General features: G+C 54.6%; 11 protein-coding genes and 2 CRISPR repeat arrays. Of the genes, 2 read left to right on the plus strand and 9 right to left on the minus strand.

The window, feature by feature from the left end:
• From AAC086_RS06920 to AAC086_RS06930, 3 genes are all read right to left on the minus strand, one after another.
• Positions 1–2,198: calcium-binding protein (locus AAC086_RS06920; RefSeq protein WP_339776929.1), on the minus strand; the 2,198-nt coding region annotated here is incomplete at its 3' end.
• A 244-nt stretch (positions 2,199–2,442) separates the two neighbouring features.
• On the minus strand, positions 2,443–3,747 hold the full coding sequence (locus tag AAC086_RS06925; protein WP_339776931.1) for an HlyD family type I secretion periplasmic adaptor subunit: 1,305 nt from the start codon (positions 3,745–3,747) through the stop codon (positions 2,443–2,445).
• Entirely contained in the window at positions 3,744–5,963 is a 2,220-nt protein-coding gene (locus AAC086_RS06930; RefSeq protein ID WP_339776933.1) for a type I secretion system permease/ATPase, read from the minus strand. The genes AAC086_RS06925 and AAC086_RS06930 overlap by 4 nt, the downstream gene beginning before the upstream one ends.
• Here AAC086_RS06930 and AAC086_RS06935 point away from each other — a divergent pair.
• Positions 5,962–6,531 carry a hypothetical protein gene (locus tag AAC086_RS06935; protein WP_339776936.1) on the plus strand — a complete coding sequence of 190 codons (570 nt, stop codon included), beginning with the start codon at positions 5,962–5,964 and terminating at the stop codon, positions 6,529–6,531. The two genes, AAC086_RS06930 and AAC086_RS06935, sit on opposite strands and share 2 nt — an antisense overlap.
• A gap of 290 nt (positions 6,532–6,821) precedes the next feature.
• Positions 6,822–7,694: a M48 family metalloprotease gene (locus tag AAC086_RS06940; RefSeq protein ID WP_339776938.1), complete on the plus strand. Its 873-nt coding sequence runs from the start codon at positions 6,822–6,824 to the stop codon at positions 7,692–7,694.
• A 59-nt stretch (positions 7,695–7,753) separates the two neighbouring features.
• Here AAC086_RS06940 and AAC086_RS06945 read toward each other — a convergent pair whose 3' ends face one another.
• From AAC086_RS06945 to AAC086_RS06970, 6 genes are all read right to left on the minus strand, one after another.
• Entirely contained in the window at positions 7,754–8,746 is a 993-nt protein-coding gene (locus tag AAC086_RS06945) for an IS481 family transposase (RefSeq protein ID WP_339776941.1), read from the minus strand.
• A 336-nt stretch (positions 8,747–9,082) separates the two neighbouring features.
• Positions 9,083–9,340 carry a hypothetical protein gene (locus AAC086_RS06950; RefSeq protein ID WP_339776943.1) on the minus strand — a complete coding sequence of 86 codons (258 nt, stop codon included), beginning with the start codon at positions 9,338–9,340 and terminating at the stop codon, positions 9,083–9,085.
• Between the two features lie 574 nt (positions 9,341–9,914).
• Positions 9,915–11,335: a CRISPR direct-repeat array (repeat unit 36 nt; unit sequence GTTGTAGCTACCATCCAAAATCGAACCTGCTACAAT).
• Between the two features lie 72 nt (positions 11,336–11,407).
• Positions 11,408–11,737: a CRISPR-associated endonuclease Cas2 gene (gene cas2, locus AAC086_RS06955; protein WP_085590772.1), complete on the minus strand. Its 330-nt coding sequence runs from the start codon at positions 11,735–11,737 to the stop codon at positions 11,408–11,410.
• Positions 11,738–11,783: 46 nt separating this feature from the next.
• Entirely contained in the window at positions 11,784–12,701 is a 918-nt protein-coding gene (cas1, locus tag AAC086_RS06960) for a type II CRISPR-associated endonuclease Cas1 (protein WP_339776949.1), read from the minus strand.
• Positions 12,702–12,724: 23 nt separating this feature from the next.
• The gene (cas9, locus tag AAC086_RS06965) at positions 12,725–16,231 is read right to left on the minus strand and encodes a type II CRISPR RNA-guided endonuclease Cas9 (RefSeq protein WP_339776952.1); all 3,507 of its coding nucleotides are present in this window, start codon (positions 16,229–16,231) and stop codon (positions 12,725–12,727) included.
• A gap of 337 nt (positions 16,232–16,568) precedes the next feature.
• Positions 16,569–17,528: direct repeats of the CRISPR family, unit length 36 nt; unit sequence ATTGTAGCAGGTTCGATTTTGGATGGTAGCTACAAC.
• A 516-nt stretch (positions 17,529–18,044) separates the two neighbouring features.
• Positions 18,045–20,435 carry a transketolase gene (locus AAC086_RS06970; protein ID WP_339777619.1) on the minus strand — a complete coding sequence of 797 codons (2,391 nt, stop codon included), beginning with the start codon at positions 20,433–20,435 and terminating at the stop codon, positions 18,045–18,047.
• Positions 20,436–20,627: the final 192 nt, after the last annotated feature.

Genomic DNA, 20,627 nt, shown 5'->3' on the forward strand with positions numbered 1-20,627 from the left:
CCCGAACTGTCGCCATTCGTGGCCGTGCCGGTACCATCACCGGTCGATCCGTCGCCCGTTTGGCTGTTGCCCGTTGTATCCCCGGACGTCTCCCCTGATCCATCCGATCCATCCGTTGATCCGGTTTCATTCCCGGCCCCGCTCGTCGTATCGGTGCCGGTTTCCGTGCTGGTGTCGCCGCTGCCGGTGTTACCCGTTGCGCCACCACTACCCGTCGTATCATCCCCCGATGACCCGCTGGTATTGTCAGAACCTGCACTGCCCGAACTGTCGCCATTCGTGGCAGTGCCGGTACCATCACCGGTCGATCCGTCGCCCGCCTGGCTGTCGCCAGATGTATCCCCGGACGTCCCCCCTGATCCATCCGATCCATCCGTCGATCCGGTTTCATTCCCGGACCCGCTCGTCGTATCGGTGCCGGTTTCCGTGTTGGTGCCGCCGCTGCCCGTATCACTCTGGCCGCTGCCGGTGTTACCCGTTGCGCCACCACTACCCGTCGTGTCATCCCCCGATGACCCGCTGGTATTGTCAGAACCTGCACTGCCCGAACTGTCGCCATTCGTGGCAGTGCCGGTACCATCACCGGTCGATCCGTCGCCCGCCTGGCTGTCGCCAGATGTATCCCCGGACGTCCCCCCTGATCCATCCGATCCATCCGTCGATCCGGTTTCATTCCCGGACCCGCTCGTCGTATCGGTGCCGGTTTCCGTGTTGGTGCCGCCGCTGCCGGTGTTACCCGTTGCGCCACCGCTACCCGTCGTATCATCCCCTGATGACCCGCTGGTATTGTCAGAACCTGCACCGCCCGAACTGTCGCCATTCGTGGCAGTGCCGGTGCCATTGCTGGTCGATCCGTCGCCCGTTTGGCTGTCGCCAGTTGTATCCCCGGACGCCCCCCCTGATCCATCCGATCCATCCGTCGATCCGGTTTCATTTCCGGACCCGCTCGTCGTATCGGTGCCGGTTTCCGTGCTGGTGTCGCCGCTGCCCGTATCACTCTGGCCGCTGCCGCTGTTACCCGTTGCGCCACCGCTACCCGTCGTATCATCCCCCGATGACCCGCTGGTATTGTCAGAACCGTTATTGGTTAAAGCATCGCCGTTCGTCGCGCCGCTGGTACCACCACTGGTCGTTTCACCCGGCGTGGTGCCGCTGCTATTCGGGATGTTTTCACCCTGGCCGGAACGCATATCGACCTTCACACCGCCTGTCGCATCGCTGTAATCAAGGGTGTTATTGCCCGCGCCACCGCCAATCTGATCATTGCCGCCGCCGGGCGAAAATGTATCGTCGCCGCCTGCGCCAGCAAGGATGTTGTCGTTGGCATCGCCGCGCAAATTGTCGTTGCCATTTGACCCGGTGACATTGTCAATATTGGAAAATGAAGTGGTGTCTCTGCCGTTGCCGCTGCTGGCTGTTCCGGCCCCCATGTCAACATTGGCACCGTCAAGCTCGCCCCAATAGGACAGGGTGTCGTTGCCATCGCCACCGTTTATGACATCATTGCCACCACCGCCGCTGATCGCATCATCGCCCGATGTCCCGGCGATCACGTCATCACCAGCCGTGCCCTGAATGTCGTTAAGCGATGAAAGATCGGTCAAATTGACCGTCCTGCCATCGGCAAGCCCGACAATTTCACCGGCATCGACGATCGAAACCGCTTGCAGATCTTTGATGGTAAGGTTTTGCAGAACCAGCACATCGCCATTATCGAACGTGATAACGACATTTCCGGCATCTTCATGGGCAAGACTGATCAGATCCTGAACCGTTTCGGCCCCCGTGCCGCGGAGCGACAGGGAATCCTGCGTCGGATCAAAATCTGTAATCGTGGTCTGACCGAACCCTTGCTGCAAAACAAACAGATCCCGGCCATGCCCGCCGGTTAAATGATCGCTGCCTTCACCAGAAACCAGCGTGTCATCGCCCGCCCCGCCATCAAGGCTAAGGGTTGACCCATCGGCAATCAGCACGTCGTTATACGCACTGCCGATGACGTTTTGAATATTTGTGAAAACCTGGGTCGAAATTGATTGCGGAAGCTGCCCGGCAGGTGCCCCGGCATTTTTGGAAGCAGAAGAATCCGCATCGCCAATGCCCGCTGCGGAACCATTTTCCGCGCGCGTATCAAGCACATCTTCCAGACTGGGGTCGGTAAAACCCGTGCCATCATCCTGATTGGCTGCCGCTGTCAATTTTTTAACTCCCTACATGGGATCGACTGGCACCCCTGCCAGCATCACTCTACAACTTCCCATATACGGCAGTATATTCAAGCCGACCACATGCGGCAACAGCAGAAACGCTGGAAAACCTTATGTTTCGGCCTTTTTCCCCCGATGTCGCGATGATACGGCATCAAAGCAAAATAATTGTCAGATTGTGTCAGAATTGGAAGTCAAAACAGCCATTTCAAACGTCTGAATTTTGCGACTCGGGCTATTCTTCGCGGAAGGCGCGCTGGAAACTATCTGTGATTGGTGCAAACAAATACGCCAGAATGGTCCGCGCCCCGGTTACAATCTCAAGTTGAGCCGCCATACCGGGCAACAGGATCATGCCTTCATGTTCGGCCAGGCTATCGGCGTCTATTTGGACCAGCGCCCGAAAATAGGGCCGCCCGTCGCTATCGCTAAGCCGGTCGGGGGACACATCAACGATTTCGCCCTTCACCGGCGCAAACCACCGCTGGCTAAAGGCTGTTACCCGGATATTCACCAAAAGCCCCGGTGAAACCACATCAATATCGTTGGGCGAAATGCGCCCTTCAATCACCAGCCGGTCATTATGCGGGACAATTTCCAAAATGGCCGCCCCAGGGGGAATAACGCCCCCAACGGTGGTAAATTTCAGGCTGGTCACAGTCCCTTCGGTCGGGGCAACAATTTTGGAACGTGCGAGAATATCCTCGGCCGAGCGCAAACGTTCGGTCAGATCCGACAAATCGGCCTGCACATCGCGCAGTTCGGTATTCACCGTTTCCAAATGATCGCGGCTCAGCTGGGCCTGACTGGCGCGCACCTGCTGAATTTGTTGTTCAATACGGGCAATGTCGGCGGAAAAGCGGCCAATATTGCCCAGATTATCGACCAGTCGGCTTTCCAGCTGCAACAACCGGGTGCGCCGGGCATAGCCCTTTTCCACCATCGGCTTTACCATCGCCAGTTCTTCTTTAACGATACCAACCTGCTGCCGGGACGCTATTTTTTGCTCGTTGGTGGCCGAAATTTCACGGCGCAATTCCTTGATCCGCTCGTCATAAAGCGATTTCTCGCCGCGAAAGGCACTGGTGCGGCTGTCAAACAGGTCTTTTTGCGCCAAAACAAGCTCTTTATGCGCCGCCGGGCTCAAATCAGATGGCCATACCACATGGTCAAGCCCCTGACGTTCGGCATTCAGCCGCGCCTGGGTCGCCAGCGCACTTAGATGCCGTTTATAAAGCAAATCATAACTGGCCCGGGCACGGGTATCGTCAAGTTCGATCAGGGTTTGGCCTGCCACCACCCGCGCACCATCGCGCACCAGAATGTTACGAATAATCCCGCCTTCAAGATGCTGTATGGTTTGCCGCCCGGAAAAAGGGGCAACAACCCCGCTGGCAATGGCCGCAGAATTAATCCGCGCTGTCGCCGCCCATAAAAAAACCGAACCAAACCCCAATATCAAAATCAGCAACCCCAGACGCACCAACGGTTTAACATCGGTATCAAGGGTTCGAACCGAAGGCAGTTCAACGCCGTTCATCGACGACCCCCTTGCCTGCGCCCGGCAGATCCTTCAACCACCCGCAATTGCGGACGGCCATCGGCCCCGGTTTTTACGCGTGGTTTGCGCCCTTGGGCTGGCACTTCGGGGGCACGCGCAGCATCACTGCCAGCATTATTTTGCGCCTTATTTTGTGCAGCATTTTCGCCCTTCTTGCGCACAACCTCGCGCGCGGTTTTCTCGCGACTCAGCTCGGCATCGGTGGGCCGTTGCGGCCGGGCTGGCTTGGCGGCAGCCTGCTTGCGCCGCACCACATCCTTTGGCCCCTCGCCACGATCCAGCCCATCATCCTTGCGCACGGACGGGGGCAACGGGGTCAAGGGACGCATGACTTTAACAGTGCCACTAGCGGTGCTGCGCATCGCCTGCTGTTCGCTGTTTGCAGCATTGTCTGCGGCGGGCGGTAGTGCATCACGGCGACGCACGCCATCATCGGTCATCCCGGCATCGGGGTTGCGGCGTTGCGGAGCTTCGGGGTTGGGCACCGCCCGTTTTTGCGGTGTAATGCGCATTTGCCCGTCTGGTGCCGGGCGGGGGGTACCGGTCGCCGCCGCGACATGATCGGGCGGGAGTTGCGGCGCGGGTGCCTCAACCGATGCCGGAACGGGTGGCTGGGGCATTTGCATGCGCGAAACATTCACCGGCACCACCCGTATCTGCCCGCCCGACATGGCAATAATGGCATCTGCCCGCTTTAACACTTCGCGTTCGTGACTAACGATAAACGTGGTAATCCCGGCGCGGCGCACAATGTCGATAAGGTTGATGACATATTCCATCCGCCCTTCATCCAGGGCGGTCGTCGGTTCATCAAGCAATAACAGGCGCGGCTTGCCATAAAGGGCCGCTGCCAGTGCCACAAGTTGCCGTTGCCCCCCCGACAGGTTGGTACCGCCACGATCCAGCCGGGTGTCATAGCCATCGGGTAAATCAAGAATGAATTTATGCGCCCCGGCCAGTTCGGCGGCCTGGACAATATCGCGCGGGTAGGCTGTTCCCAGCCGGGCGATGTTTTCGGCAATAGTGCCGGGAAACAAAAACGGATTTTGTGCCAGATAGCCAATTTGCGGCCCGATCTGCGCGCGGTCCAGCCTTGAAGCCTCGATATCGTCAAGTTTGACCGAGCCCGATGCTGGCGACCAGATGCCCATCAACAATTTCAACAAGGCGGTTTTCCCCACCCCGTTAAACCCGGCAATGCTGACAACCTGCCCGGCCCCGACCCGAAATGAAAACCCCTTGAACAGCACATTGCGGCTGCCCGGCGGGGCAAAAACCAGCCGGTCAACCGAAACCGCCATGCCCTTGGCCTTGGGCGCTGGCGCATGCAAACGCGGTTTGCGTTCCAGCAAAATGCGGTTAAGCCGTTCAAACGAACTGCGCGCCGATGTCCAGGACCGCCACGCCGCCACCGCACCATCAAACGGGGCCAATCCGCGCATGCCCAAAATCATCGACGCCACCATTATGCCAATGGTGATGCTTTCGCTCAGCACCAGATAAGCCCCGGTGCCGATAAACATCACCTGCATCGACAAGCGGACAAAATGCGACAATGTGGTCGATGTGCCCACCCGGCGGCTGGTCTGGCTTTCCCAATACAGCGCATCGGACTGGTCGGCCTGCCAGCGTGCCTGGGCCGCGGGCGTCATGCCCATGGCCTCCATCGCCTCGGCATTGCGGATATAGGTTTCTTCCTGGGCAATGCCACGATTTTGCGATTGTTCGGACCGATCCACCGAAATTTTCGCCGCCGTCTCGTTGGCCACCGCAATCAGGATCAAAATCACCGCCCCGCACAGGGCGACCATGCCCAGGCGGATATCAAAAACAAAAACCACGCCGATATAAACCGGTGCCCACATGAAGTCGATCAGGGCAAACGGGCCCGACCCGGTTAAAAACCCGCGCAAACCATAAAGATCGCGCAAGGGTCGTTGCCGGTTGGGTGCCCCGCGCGATGCCTGTTCCACCACATGGGAAAACAGATCGCCCCCCAGGCCCAGATCAAGCCCCGTCCCCACCCGGATCAGCACACGAGAGCGCAATTGCTCCATCGCGGCGATAAAGACCAGCACAATGGCAATGCCAAGGGTCAGCAAAAACAGTGTATCGAAACTGCGCGAAGAAAGAACCCGGTCAAAGACCTGCATCGAATAAATCGGGATCACCATATTCAGCAAATTGATCACCATGCTGAATCCGCCCACAATACCGATCGACCGCCAGAACATCCGTTCTAGCGCGGTGCGGTCACCTTCGCGGTTACGTCCGGACAAAATGCCGGTGTGGGCTGTTTTCGGCAGGGCCATCCTGATCCCGTTAATATCATTGCCGCATACCTGCGGCCTGTCCCCCAAAAGCAATCATTCTGTCGCCTCACACAACAGAACGCACTATCGCGCCGGATTAATCCTCTACGACTATTCTAGTCAAACTTATAAAGATGCGTTAACAAAATCATTGCTTTTGCGCCAATGCTTCATCATCTGCATGAATTTACAGCTGTTATACAGCCGTTATGTTGTGACCTCGCACACCATTTTGGGCAATCAGGGCATTAAAACCCTTGCAACGCCTCCTTATCTGGCCAATTTTCATTGCTTCAATTCCAGAAACAATTGCGAGTCCCTTATGGTCGCCCCCAATCATGCCTCCGCCTCGAAAGACAAATCCAATCCGTTCAAAATCGTCCTGTTAACCATTATGCTTGTCATGGCGCTGGGTTATGTCGGCTACTGGTTCAGCCAGATGGTGTTTTAACCCTTCCCCCAAGACCCCGGTCCCGCAACAAACCTGACACGGTTGTTCGGTCCGGGGGCCGACCTGGCACTTTTGCTGCCCGCCCCTCCTCGGCTACAGGATGCGGGCAGGCACAGGGGCAAGACCGCATTTCGCCCCTGTCGCGCCCACACCATTATTCACGCAATCTCTTTACGCATCATTTTCCCGGTTTTATTTGCCCGGTATTGATCAAGCCCCATGCAACGTCGCCGATAGAAGCGTATCCTTCAGCCATTGCGAACAGGCCTCCGCGAAAAAGGGTTAATAATATGCTGGACCTCTCCAATTCTGTGCAACGGTTTCTGGCCCTGCGTCCTGGCGGGGTTACCCACACCGTCGGGCTTATGGCCAGCATGGCCGGGGTACTGGTGGTGTGCGCCTGGATTTTTGGCGGCCCGATGATGACGGTTTCGGCCTTTTTCGCCATTGCCCTGATGGTGGTTCTGGGGCCGATGGTGTCGTCCGATACGATCATGAAGTTGCTGCGCGCCAAACCGCTGGCCGCACAAAGCTATCCGGCCTTGCATGAAATGGCGGTTCTTTTGGCCCAGCGGGCCGGTCTGACATTTGTGCCGCGCCTGTATTTATTGCCCGGCAAAGGGGTTAATGCCATTACAACCGGCAAGGATGACAGCACCATCATTGCCTTGTCGCAAGATGCCGTTGACAGCCTGTCCCCCCGGCAATTGCGCGCGGTGCTGGCCCACGAAATTGCCCATGCCTGGCATAACGACACCCAAATCCTGATGATGACCGACATCCTGTATCGCACCACCTGGACACTGGCGATGTTTGCGATGTTTATGTTCATTTTCAACGATGGCACCCCGCCCCTGTGGCTGGTGATTGTCCTGGCCGCCGCCCCCAGCATCAGCTTTTTGCTGCAACGTGCGGTCATCCGCGACCGCGAATTTGCCGCCGACCACGGGGCCAGCGACCTTTTGGGCGGCGCTGATGATTTGATTGATGCACTGACCCATATCGACCAAATCAACCGCCGCACCCTGCGCCTGATCCCCTATCGCAGCACCCAGCCCCCGGCGCTGCTCGATACCCATCCGTCCGTCACCACCCGGATCGAGGCCCTGCGTAATCTGCCGCCGCCCTTTGCCGGTGGATTTTTCAACCAGCCCCGCCCGTAACATCAAACCACATTGCGCCCTTGCCAAGGCTTCACACGCCTGCGTCGGTGCCATCGCGCCTAAATGTTTGGTCCCGGCATTTGATGGATCGGATCAAGATTGAAGCGTTCCGGTTCTTTTGTCCAGATATTGCAGATGTATTCGTAAGGTGTCATGCCCTTGAGCGTCTTTAACCGCTTGCCAAAATTGTAAGCGGCAATGAAGTCATTGAGGTGGTTTCTCAGCTGATCATGATCGTCATAATGGAACCGCTTTACTGTCGCGTCCTTGATGGTTCGGTTCATGCGTTCGACCTGTCCGTTTGTCCAGGGATGTTTCGGTTTGGTTGTTCGATGATCGATGTCGGCTTTAGCACAGGCATATTCAAACGCATGAGCACGGAATGCCTCACCGTTTTTCATGGCTTGCCTGATGAGTGCAACAGCCGATCCACCTGCCCCCGGTGTCGTGAACTGGATCCCGTTATCAGTGAGGATCGTGTGGATTTTGTATGGAACAGCTTCAATCAGGCGGTTCAGGAACTCTGCAGCCACCCGTGTTGATGCTTTGGCATGCAACTCAACAAAAGCAAACTTCGAGGTCCGGTCAATCGCAACGAACAAGTGGAGTTTTCCTTCAACCGTTCGAACCTCAGCAATATCAATGTGGAAATAGCCAATGGGGTAAGATTTGAATTTCTTCCTTGCCGTTTTGGTGCCTTCAACATCGGGCAGTCGGCTGATACCATGACGTTGCAGGCAACGGTGAAGAGAAGACCTTGTCAAATGTGGCACGGTTGGCTGCAACGCATAGAGACAATCATCAAGAGGCAACAGCGTGTGGCGGCGGAAAGCCACGATGATTGCCTCGTCTTCTATTGACAAAATCGAAGACCTTGGTTCTTGCGGGCCTGTCTTCAGATCCGATGTCGATGTTCTCTTTTTCCACTTTGCGACAGTCTTTTTGTTGATGCCATACCGTTTCGAGAGAGTTCTCAGGCTCTCTTGACTACTTTGTATCGCTCGACGGGTTGCCTTTGTCGTTGTGGCGCTGCCGTGTAAAATTTGTCCCATAATGCATCCTTCCATTGATGGCTAAATAACGTACCATCAAATGCCGGGACTAAACATTTAACCGGCTCTCCATAAATCATCCTCATGGGGTGCGGGTATAACGCCGGCCCGAAAATTCACCGCCTGAAACCGAAAAACCATAACCTGGCATTTACCTTTTTCGCGCAACCGCGTAAATCAGGGCTGGCTTTCCCGGCCAGATCGGGCAGGCTGGTTTCATAAACCGGGATTCAGGCGGGGCAAAGCGGCATACAGCCACAGCAACACGGCCCCAAACAATTCGTGCTGCCCCGTTTCTGGCGTCAATCCCGGCGTGAGCGCGTAAAAGCTGCGGCCTCACATCGACAGATCATCGCGCAAAAAGGAAATTTCATGCCCGATATCAGTATGGCAAGCGAACTGATCGCCGCCTTTGTCACCCTGTTTGTGATTGTCGACCCGGTGGGGCTGGTGCCGGTTTTTCTTGTGCTGACGCAAGATACCAGCACCGCACACCGCCGCCGCATGGCCATTCGCGCCTGCATCACATCTTTTGTCATCCTGACCGCCTTTGCTCTGCTGGGCGAAAGCCTGCTGGGTATTTTCGGCATCCATATGCCCGCCTTTCGCATTTCGGGCGGCACCTTGCTGTTTTTAATCGCCCTTGAAATGCTGTTTGAACGGCGCGGCAAAAAACGCAACGAACGCGCCGAACAGGTCCATCAGGAACTCGAACATGAAGAAAATGAGGATCGTGCAGGCAGCAAACCCCACACCAACGCCGCCACGGCCACAGGCACATCCGCACCCAATACCATGACCAGTAGCACAGCCAGCCCGGCTGCAAAGGACGGTGCCCATACCAGCACCAGCCCCACGCCAACCGCCGCGCATGACGACGATTACGAAGATGTTTCCATCTTCCCGATGTCAATCCCGTTTCTGGCCGGTCCCGGCTCGATTGCGACGATCATGCTGCTGATGGGCAAGTATAAAGATAATATCGTGATGCAAACCGGCGTGATTGGCGTTGTCGCCCTCGTCATGGTCTGCGCGCTCACCATGTTCCTGCTCTCGGGTCTGGTCGCCAAACGTCTCAGCCCTACGGTCGCCACCGTCATCTCGCGTCTGCTCGGCATGATTTTGGCCGCCCTTGCCATCCAGTTCATTATTGATGGCATTAAACAGGCGTTTTTCTAGCACACAAAATCGAACCTGCTACAATAGCGGCAGGTTAAAAGTGGCGGTTTGTCCCGTTGTAGCTACCATCCAAAATCGAACCTGCTACAATGACAACAGTTCCGCTATTGGTGCCGAAATAGTTGTAGCTACCATCCAAAATCGAACCTGCTACAATCACGGTCACGCACCGGCAAAACGATGTTGTGTTGTAGCTACCATCCAAAATCGAACCTGCTACAATGTTGAGGTTGCCCGCTGCACGGCGGACGCCGTTGTAGCTACCATCCAAAATCGAACCTGCTACAATATCACAAGAAAAGCCCTGCACCACTCCACGGTTGTAGCTACCATCCAAAATCGAACCTGCTACAATATGGCGGAAACCACGCACGGTCTTTGTTTGGTTGTAGCTACCATCCAAAATCGAACCTGCTACAATACGGTGGGTTGTTTAAGGGCGGTTGGCGTCGTTGTAGCTACCATCCAAAATCGAACCTGCTACAATATCGGTTTGGGGGTTGTCCAGGTTACGATCGTTGTAGCTACCATCCAAAATCGAACCTGCTACAATTCGCATTTGTGCGTTTATATCCCGCACCCGGTTGTAGCTACCATCCAAAATCGAACCTGCTACAATATGTCGCGTGCCGGTTGGCCTTGCAAAACGGTTGTAGCTACCATCCAAAATCGAACCTGCTACAATCGGTCAAGCTTCAATTGTTCGCGCACGTCCGTTGTAGCTACCATCCAAAATCGAACCTGCTACAATATGGTAAATTCGGACACGCTGCAAGAAATCGTTGTAGCTACCATCCAAAATCGAACCTGCTACAATATAACGGCAGCGCTATCGTTCGTGAGCGGCGTTGTAGCTACCATCCAAAATCGAACCTGCTACAATTACCATCGGTCTCCGCAGCAATCGCAATCAGTTGTAGCTACCATCCAAAATCGAACCTGCTACAATCTGCCCTTGAATGCGTCGAACACGTGCTAAGTTGTAGCTACCATCCAAAATCGAACCTGCTACAATGTTATTGTGACGCCGGACGTTACAATTCCTGTTGTAGCTACCATCCAAAATCGAACCTGCTACAATATTGTCAGGTTTTTGATTGAAGGCGAAGCCGTTGTAGCTACCATCCAAAATCGAACCTGCTACAATATCAGCGCATCAATTGATTATACCATTGCAGTTGTAGCTACCATCCAAAATCGAACCTGCTACAATTGACTGTTCACAAAGGCGCGGTCCTGAACCGTTGTAGCTACCATCCAAAATCGAACCTGCTACAATACATTGAGAACGGCGAACCGTCCACAGGGGTTGTAGCTACCATCCAAAATCGAACCTGCTACAATAGCCTGATATCTTTGCCGCGACCTATGAGCGTTGTAGCTACCATCCAAAATCGAACCTGCTACAATAGGAACACCGAATCCCGCAGCATATTCAAAGTGTTGCGGGATTTTTTTGAGTCAAAAACTGTCATTTTCACCTTAAAAAAGAGCCAGTTGGTCCGGTTTTTGATCGTTTTTTGTCGGCACCTTGCCCATGAAATTGACCATCTGGCCGAACTGTTTGTCGGTCACCGACAGGATCGAGACCATGCCGCGTTCGGGGATTTTAGCCGAGATGCGTTTGCTGGCGGCATCGGCCTTGGCCCGGCTTTCGTAAAAGCGGTAATAGACCGAAAACTGTTTCATATCGAAACCTTCATCAAGCAAATAATCGTGAAATTTGCGCGCCCGGCGCTTTTCTGCCTTGGTCACCACGGGCAGGTCAAACATCACAAAAGCCCACATGATCCGATACCCCGATAATGCCATTTTGCCCTGGCTCCCCGGCTGGTCCGTCTGATCGGTCTGATCCGGGTTACAGCCCCTCCATCTCCATCTGCTTTTCAATTCTGATTTGAGGTGGGAGATCCAGTTCCTTGCGCTGGCCCGCATAGACAGCAGCGAGCGAAAACGCCATTTGCCCCATCACCCGGTAAACCGGCAATAATCCTTCGCTGGTGGGAATGGCCCCGGTCACAATAGCCGCCAGCGCCTTTTTGGCATCGGGTGTAACGGCGTCGCCCCACATATCGCGATTGGCATAGACCACCCGGTCCACCAGCGGGCGAAACGGTTCCATCAAATCATCGACCAGACGAAACGGATTGCGTTTGGAGGTATGAAAAATGCCCAAAGCCGGGGCCAATCCGGCGGCGGCCACCGCGCGCGCCATGGCAGATCGCACAACGATATAGCCATAATTCAACACCCCGTTAGGCCCGCCGCCATCGGGGTTGCGGACAAAATCACCGCCCAGAAGGCGCGACCAGTAAAACCGGGCGGCCCGGGCCTCGATATTATCGGGGTCGCCGGGTTTGACCAGGGCAATCAGCTTGACCAGGGCATCAGCCCCTGCCGGGTCCGCCCCGCGCAGGGTGTTGGCTTGCTCGCGGATTTTGGCGCGAATGATCTGGCGCCATAACCGGCGGATCAGGGCCGGTTTTGCCATGGCCTGGGTCGCAATGCGGTCGGCCTGTTCAAAATGGCCGGTAAAGGGCCAGACGATGGAGGACGGCATATGTTTGTCATCGCACAAAACCAGCGGAATATTTTCACGCGCCAGCGCCGCAGCAAGATCGGTGGACAGGGTGGCGCGATAGGCGTGAACAATCACGGCATTAATATCACCCAGCGGCAAACGGCCCAGCTTTGCCTCCCCATCCATAACTTCCAGAGCATTTCGCGCCAGTCGCAGATGCCGGTTTTCGCCCGAAATATCCACCACTCGCCACATCTGCCTGCTCCGTTACAAGGGTTTTACCAATTCCGTTTCGGGCTGCGCCACACCACTTGCCCGGCGGCATCCACCACAATCAATCGTGGGTCTGCCTGCAATAAACGGTTAAAGCTGAATCGCAACCGTGATCGCAGCGGCGTATCACGCACATTCAATGCCAGATTAACCGGCTGAAACGACCAGTCCCCGTCTGAGTTTTCCCTAAACACGCAAATCCGGCGCTGACCTTCCTTGTCGGTCAGTTCCACCGTATCGCCCTGATACAGGCGCAACAGGGCAGTATTTTCCGGGTCTTCCTGCCATTGCGGGGTAAATCCCGGTTTCATCGCGTCAATGTTGCGGACAATTTCATAGACCGTTTTGCCATCCGCCCCGCGATATACATCCAGCCACGCATTATTGCCCGCGCGATAGCTGCGGCTTGGCACTCCGTTGTCATTTTCCGCAACGATCACCGCCTGCGACATACCATAAACCCGCACGGTCCGCCGCCCGGTTTGGTCAACATAGCGGGCAATCGCCCGTCCCAGCCTTTCTTCGGGTTTGATGACCCGGGTCTGGGTTGAGGCATCGGGCTCGCCCGCATCACGCACCACGGTTTCGGCTTCCGGCTGCTGGTCATACAGGGCCATGATGGCCTGATGAACATCTTTCAAATCCGTTGCAATGCGTTTCAAATCACCGACCGGATCACGCGATGGCCAAAACACATGGGCGGAGCCGTCTTTAAGCCCCTTTGCCAGCGCGTTGATATAACGTTCGGGCAGGCAAATGGCATCTTCCAGCTTTTTCGGGTCCACCACCATCCCCGGCACAAGGCGCTTGCGATTGCGCACCAGATAACTGCCATCGCCCAGCCGCGCCACCACGCCAAGGCAGGTGGCTTCGTGCAGCCCGGCATTAATATTACGATCCGGTTTGTGGTTGGCCCGGCTTTCGGCCAGAAACAGCCGAATGTCCTGTGCAAAATGTTCCCACGGGTGCGGCGGGGTTAATTGCCCAATACGGCCATTATTGGCCTCAGCCTGCCGTTTGGCTTCGATTTTTAAAATCTGCACCAGCCTGGGCGGGGTCAAAGCCGCAACAATCGCATCTAGCAAATGGTGGCGATGGTCATCCCGGTTTTTCTTGCCCGTTCCCTGTTTGGCATCGGCTTTATACCCGTCGGGCTCCTGATCCAGCGCAATTTGCTCGACCATATCCTTCAGGCCCCAGCCATAACGCAAATCGCCAACCACGCGGCCATTGAGCGCCACCACCGGCTTTGTTTTTCCACTGGAATCAGGCCGGATAATACATTGCAGATATTGCGCCACCCATTTGGCGATATAACGGGTATCGTTTAAAAACCGCTCGGTAAAATCGTTATCATCGGCATAGCGTTCCATCGCATCAGGGCCAAATCGCCATGCCTTGTGCGCCATACCCTTGGTGTTGCGAATGTTTTCAATCATTTGCTCGTGGCTGATCAAAACGCCATCATCGCGTTTGTAATCTTTCCCGTCGCCAAAAGCTTTATGCGGATGTTGCTGCCCTTTTACCCGGTTGGCATCACGCCACGCCACCACCAGATTGCCCAAACTGTCATCCAGCGTTTGCGAGCGCGGTAAAATATGGTCGAGGTCAAAATCCTGGAACAACCGGTTCACCTCGATCTGCTTTAACGAATAGGGACATTTCCAGCCCTGTTCACGGGCGAGGCGCAACATGCGGCGGGCCTTGCGCCCGGCAATGCCGCCATTTCTAACAATCTCGCGGTCATCTTCACTGTTCTGTTTGTGCTGTTTTGTCGTCTGGCGGGCATAGGCTTCGCGTTCTTCCTCGCTCATGCTCATTTCACGCGCCAGTTCCACATGTACCCGCAATGGCAAGCCGTGGGTTTTCTCGTGGCGGGCCAGCAGCGCATTCACCACTTTGCGTATCCGGTTCAGCGCCACATGCACCACCGGGTTGGGAATACGGCCAAATTTTTCCTCGTTGGTGGCGGCAGGATACCCCCGATCCTCCGGTTTCATCCGCCCGCGCACCAGATGAGGGAACACCTTGCCGTAATAAGGCAGGCGCGATGCCGCAACAACCTGCGCCCCGGCTTTTTGAAAGCCCTGTTTCTGATCCAGCCATTGTTCCGCATCATAGGGAAACATCACCCGCCCGGCATTCGGCCCGTCTTCCATGACTTCGTCACGCAATGTTTCAAACAACAACCGCGTTGCGGTTGGCCCGGTGGCGGCATACCCGGCAGGCAAGATAACCTCTTCTACCGCATCGCCTGCTGCCACAGGCGACAGCCCAAAATCATCGCACAGTGACCGCACAACAATTTCACGATCCCGCTCCTTGCGCAAAAGCTCAACAAGGGATTCGCGCCGCTCCGGTGTTAAATCTGCATAAACCGCCTGTAATTCTGGCACCTTGGCAAACTCGTGTGCCAATCGATGCCCCTTGATTTTTACGGCGTCCTTGCGCTTGCCATATCCGGCATCCAGCGAAAGTTTACGGCCTTTATCCAGTTCGAGAATTTTCTTGATTTCAGACCCGCCAAGGTCTTTGCCCGTCATCAGTTCGGCAATCAAACGGTCCCGCTGATCCGGGGTCAGACGTTCTTTTGACTCATTGCTGAATTTTACCAGTAACGAGTTCACCTGCTCATAAATGCGCTTGCGCTGAAACAGGTCCGATGCTTCGGGCAATCGCCTTTCACGATCCGGAAAATACAAACACGGGCCAATTTCGGGTTCCGGAGCATCCTTTTCCCAAAATACCCGCACGCGCAGGGTTTCCATCACATCGGCGGTCAGAATGTCGGGGTAAAATTCGGCCTGTTTTGCCAGCAGTGTGTCAAACTCCGCCTCAATCTGCTGGCGGGTAAATAAAAACCCGCCATCGCGCCCCTTGCGATTGCGCAGGGCCGGGCGTTGGTTGCCTTTGGTTGCGTCCTGTTCGCGCTGCCATAAAAAGCTGCCCGGTGTTGTTGCCTTGCTCTCTACCATCAAGGACCGGGTTTGTTCGGCTTCCTGTGCCATGCCGCTGGCTTCGGCACGAGCCTGCTTTTCGCCCTTGTCATCCTTGCCACTTTCCAGAACGCGGGTCAGGCGCATTCCCCGGTTTTTGGCCACATGCAAAATGGTACGGGCCAGATCCCCCGGTGTCAGTTTCTGTTCCAGCGCAAGGGCACGCAAGCGAAACCGGCTGTTGGCCGATAAAATTGCCGGTTCGCCCGCAGCCTTGCAAGCCGCGATATAAGCCTGCCCGGCATCGGGCAAAACATCGTCAAAACCCGGTGGAACAGCAAAAAGGTTACTTAAATAACCGCGCAAATCTTTCAAACGATGTGTCTGGCGCTGATAGCGTTTGCGAATAGACCGTTGCAGCCGCCGTTCTGCCGCCCCGTCCGCCGCAGGAAAGATATGGCTGACACCATCAATAATGCCGCGATAATGCAACACGCCATTAACGACATCGACCTCAATCAAGGCAGCCCCAACCGATGCCACCCCGACATCAATGCCCAGCACACAGCCCTTCATCTTCCTTCGCCTTTCATATCATTTTTATCTTATTTTATTTTTGAACTATGCCTGCCCGCAAAAAGCTATTGCAAGAATTAATTTTCTCGCATAAAGTTTAATTGGTTCGATTTTGGATGGTAGCTGCAACAAAGCTATCATGCTGAAAGATAAGGGAGGCTCCGGCCTCCCTTTTTTCGTTTTATGCCATGCGCCAAAACCGGTTTCTCAGCTAAAATTCACCTTCAAAAATGACTCATTTTTCAAAAAATCCGGCTAAAATCAGCACCGAAATTCGATTTCTTGAACCAAAAAAATCCCGTAACATATTGACTATGCTACGGGATTCGACGTTCCTATTGTAGCAGGTTCGATTTTGGATGGTAGCTACAACAGCATGTCTGGGGTGGCGGATATGAGTTAAATTGTAGCAGGTTCGATTTTGGATGGTAGCTACAACCGTTTTGATGTACGGCTTTGCAAAAACCGAATTGTAGCAGGTTCGATTTTGGATGGTAGCTACAACGGTTACGCGGCTGGCGATGCGAACATCGGCATTGTAGCAGGTTCGATTTTGGATGGTAGCTACAACCGGTGTCGCGTCCGAACAAGCTGCGCTATGATTGTAGCAGGTTCGATTTTGGATGGTAGCTACAACATCGCCATCTTCCACCACCAGAATAAAATTATTGTAGCAGGTTCGATTTTGGATGGTAGCTACAACGGGATGCGGTGGGTATTTGCAGATGAGCTAATTGTAGCAGGTTCGATTTTGGATGGTAGCTACAACCGCAAGGACATATTGGAGCCGATTATCAGCATTGTAGCAGGTTCGATTTTGGATGGTAGCTACAACCTGATTACATTCCTCAACAATCGCAATCGGATTGTAGCAGGTTCGATTTTGGATGGTAGCTACAACACCTTAACGAGGCGATCCTCTGCGATGCTAATTGTAGCAGGTTCGATTTTGGATGGTAGCTACAACTGAATCCGCTGTAATGTCTTTGATCGGTGTATTGTAGCAGGTTCGATTTTGGATGGTAGCTACAACACAATGTCGATGATGATGTTTTCGACACCAATTGTAGCAGGTTCGATTTTGGATGGTAGCTACAACAGAAAATCTGCAAAAACTGGGTCCGGTTCAGATTGTAGCAGGTTCGATTTTGGATGGTAGCTACAACGGTTGTCATCGGATCTGGGCTGGAAAACCATTGTAGCAGGTTCGATTTTGGATGGTAGCTACAACTGCACGACATGCGCCAGATGGGCAGGAAAGATTGTAGCAGGTTCGATTTTCGCATTGGCACTTAAGTTGAGATGAAAAAGCCCTGGCATATAACCTCCCGAACGCCAGGAGTAATTGGCACAAAGTTTATCAAACTCTAACAACCGATTCGATATCGTTGCTCGGTGATTAGATTCTCGTCTGTACAATAGACAAATCAGGCACAACCAGATTGTCATCAAATTCAAAATTGATGTTAATATTAACATCAACATAAAATACCAACGACACTTCTATCAGCAGTCGAACGAACCGAATTTTTTTCACCGAACCATCCTTTCTGGCGTGCATATTCCATAAGCATTAAAGGCTCAATGAGATTTTTTGTCAACAAGCACGTTCAGAGAGACAAATCCCTGAACGTGCGAATCAACACGTTGAGACGGGTTCGATTTTGGAATGACAGCTACAACGCATATTCCATATGCATCTCAAAGCAAGATCATTGTAGCAGGTTCGATCTTACTTACCAAGCAACTGCAAACCCAAACAAAAAGGGAGAGCCAAAGCCCTCCCTTTTGTCGTTCCCGTTTTACCGGGTGATCAGTCCCACCGCTGGGCCGCGCGCAGGATGGCTGCGGTGTCGATCTGGTAATGGTTATACAGATCAATGCTGTCGCCGCATTGACCAAACGCATTTATTCCCAAAGGAGCCACTGCATGGCCGCGCACCGCGCCTAACCACGCCAAAGCCGCCGGGTGGCCGTCAATCACGGTGACCATGCGGGCATCTTTTGCCAGGGGTTTCAGCAGGTTTTCGATATGGGCCATCTCGCCGTTATTGCTGGTATTTTTGCTAGCGTTTTTGTCGGCCTTGCCTTCCAGGCGGGCGCGTTCCAGATCCTGCCATTCGTTATATAAACGGTCGGTCGAGGTCACGGCCAACAGACCCAGGTCGGGATGGTCATCCTTAAGTTGTTCCCACGCCGCAATCGCCTCGGGCGCCATCGCCCCGCAATAGGCCAGTACCATTTTGCAATTTTCACCCGGTTCGCGCAGCCAGTAGCCCCCGCGCACAATGCTGGCTTTGGTGGCATCATCAAGCACACGGTCCGGCTGTGCCATGGGTTTGGTTGACAGGCGCAAATAAACCGATCCGCCGTCTTTATCCTGCATATGGTTAAACGACCAGCCCATGACGGCGGCCACTTCATCGCCAAAGCTGGGTTCAAAGCTGGTCAGGCCCGGCTGGCCCATGCCGATCATGGGGGTGCCAATCGATTGATGCGCCCCACCTTCCGGTGCCAGTGAAATACCGCTGGGTGTTGCCACCACCATAAAGCGGGCATCCTGATAACAGGCATAATTCAGCGCATCGAGCCCGCGGGCGATGAACGGATCATACAGTGTGCCAATGGGAAACAACCGCTGGCCAAACAGGCTGTGCGACAGGCCAAGGGCGGCAAGGTTCAAAAACAGGTTGTTTTCGGCAATGCCCAGTTCCACATGCTGGCCTTTGGGCGTTCTGATCCATTTTTGGGCCGAGGGCACCTTGCGGTCGCGAAATTCATCAGCCAGATTTTCCCGGGCAAACAGGCCGCGCTGGTTTACAAAGCCGCCCAGATTGGTCGATACCGTGACATCGGGCGAGGTGGTGACAATGCGGTCGGCAAAGTCGCTGTTTTTCGATTTCGCCAGTTCATTCAGGATCTTGCCAAAAACCTCCTGCGTGCTGCCGGTATCGGCCCGCTGATAGGGCATTTCCGGCACGGTAATGATTTCGGCAAATTTCTGGCGCGGCTGGCGGTTATTAAACGGCGCGGCGTCAACAAAGGCGCGCACATCATCGGCCGCGCAGTCCAGCCCGGCGGCCCTGTCCCATTCCGCGCCCTCGGCAATATTGTTGGCTTTGCGGAACCCTTCCATTTGCGCCACATTCATCAGCCCGGCATGGTTGTCCTTGTGGCCCTGAAGCGGCAGACCATAGCCCTTAACCGTATAAGCAATAAACACGGTGGGTTTGTCGTTGGGCACATTTTCAAAGGCGTTTAAAATCGCTTCCATGCAATGCCCGCCCAGATTGGTCATCAGATCATGCAAGGCATCGTCATCATAATCACCCAGCAGGCTGGCAAGGGCGTTATCACCCGGCATATCGGCCAAAATCTGTTTGCGCCAGGCCGCCCCGCCCTGAAAGGTCAGGGCGGAATACACATCATTAGGCGATTCATTGAGCCATTTTTTAAGCGATTTTCCGCCAGGCCGCGCAAAGGCATCGTGCAGCTTGCGGCCATATTTAATCGTGATCACGTTCCAGCCGACCGCACGGAAAAAACGGCCAATCACGCGAAACAAATGGGCATCAATCATGCCATCCAGGCTTTGGCGGTTATAATCGATCACCCACCAGACATTGCGAATGTCGTGTTTCCAGGTATCAAGCAGGGCTTCGTAAATATTGCCTTCATCCAGTTCGGCATCGCCGACCAGCGCCACCATCCGGCCCGGTTTTTCGCCCTTGGGCAGCATGTTTTTATAGCGCAGATAATCCTGGGTTAAGGCAGCAAAATTGGTCACCGCCGCGCCCAGCCCGACCGATCCGGTTGAAAAATCCACCACGTCGCCATCCTTGGTACGCGACGGATAAGACTGCGCCCCGCCAAAGGCCCGGAAATTTTCCAGCTTTTCGCGCGATTGCCGACCAAACATATAGTTAATCGCATGAAATACCGGCGATGCGTGCGGCTTTACCGCCACCCGGTCCTGCGGGCGCAACACATTGAAATAAAGGGCGGTCATAAGGGTGCTGAGTGATGCGCAACTGGCCTGATGCCCGCCCACCTTGATGCCATCGCGTTTTGGCCGAATGTGGTTGGCATTGTGAATGGTCCAGCTTGACAGCCAGCGCACCTTTTTTTCCACCTCGGCCAGCATTTTCAAATCATGGGCCGAAACGCGCGTGCCGGCTGTGGCATCAATAATCTCGCCGGTCATGATGGTATCGCTGTGTGCTGCCAATGTCTGTCTCCCGCTTGCATCACGGCGGCCCTTTCCGGTACGGAGGCCGCTTATATTTTGGTACTTGAATACGTATTTCTAAAAACCTGCCCGCACAGGCAAGCGATTTTGGCAAAATTCGCAGAACCAGCGACAGTTTCGAAAATTCTTCGCGCATCTCGCGCAATA

This window comes from uncultured Thalassospira sp. (assembly GCF_963976115.1).
In the GTDB taxonomy this organism is placed as follows: Bacteria; Pseudomonadota; Alphaproteobacteria; order Rhodospirillales; family Thalassospiraceae; genus Thalassospira.

Excerpts from the sequence above, each read along its gene's own strand:
- AAC086_RS06925 (WP_339776931.1), bottom strand. The coding sequence starts at position 3,747 with ATGAACGGCGTTGAACTGCCTTCGGTTCGAACCCTTGATACCGATGTT.
- AAC086_RS06935 (WP_339776936.1), top strand. The coding sequence starts at position 5,962 with ATGCTGAATCCGCCCACAATACCGATCGACCGCCAGAACATCCGTTCT.
- AAC086_RS06930 (WP_339776933.1), bottom strand. The coding sequence starts at position 5,963 with ATGGTGATCAATTTGCTGAATATGGTGATCCCGATTTATTCGATGCAG.
- AAC086_RS06940 (WP_339776938.1), top strand. The coding sequence starts at position 6,822 with ATGCTGGACCTCTCCAATTCTGTGCAACGGTTTCTGGCCCTGCGTCCT.
- AAC086_RS06945 (WP_339776941.1), bottom strand. The coding sequence starts at position 8,746 with ATGGGACAAATTTTACACGGCAGCGCCACAACGACAAAGGCAACCCGT.
- AAC086_RS06950 (WP_339776943.1), bottom strand. The coding sequence starts at position 9,340 with ATGGATGCCGAAAATACCCAGCAGGCTTTCGCCCAGCAGAGCAAAGGC.
- cas2 (WP_085590772.1), bottom strand. The coding sequence starts at position 11,737 with ATGGCATTATCGGGGTATCGGATCATGTGGGCTTTTGTGATGTTTGAC.
- cas1 (WP_339776949.1), bottom strand. The coding sequence starts at position 12,701 with ATGTGGCGAGTGGTGGATATTTCGGGCGAAAACCGGCATCTGCGACTG.
- cas9 (WP_339776952.1), bottom strand. The coding sequence starts at position 16,231 with ATGAAGGGCTGTGTGCTGGGCATTGATGTCGGGGTGGCATCGGTTGGG.
- AAC086_RS06970 (WP_339777619.1), bottom strand. The coding sequence starts at position 20,435 with ATGACCGGCGAGATTATTGATGCCACAGCCGGCACGCGCGTTTCGGCC.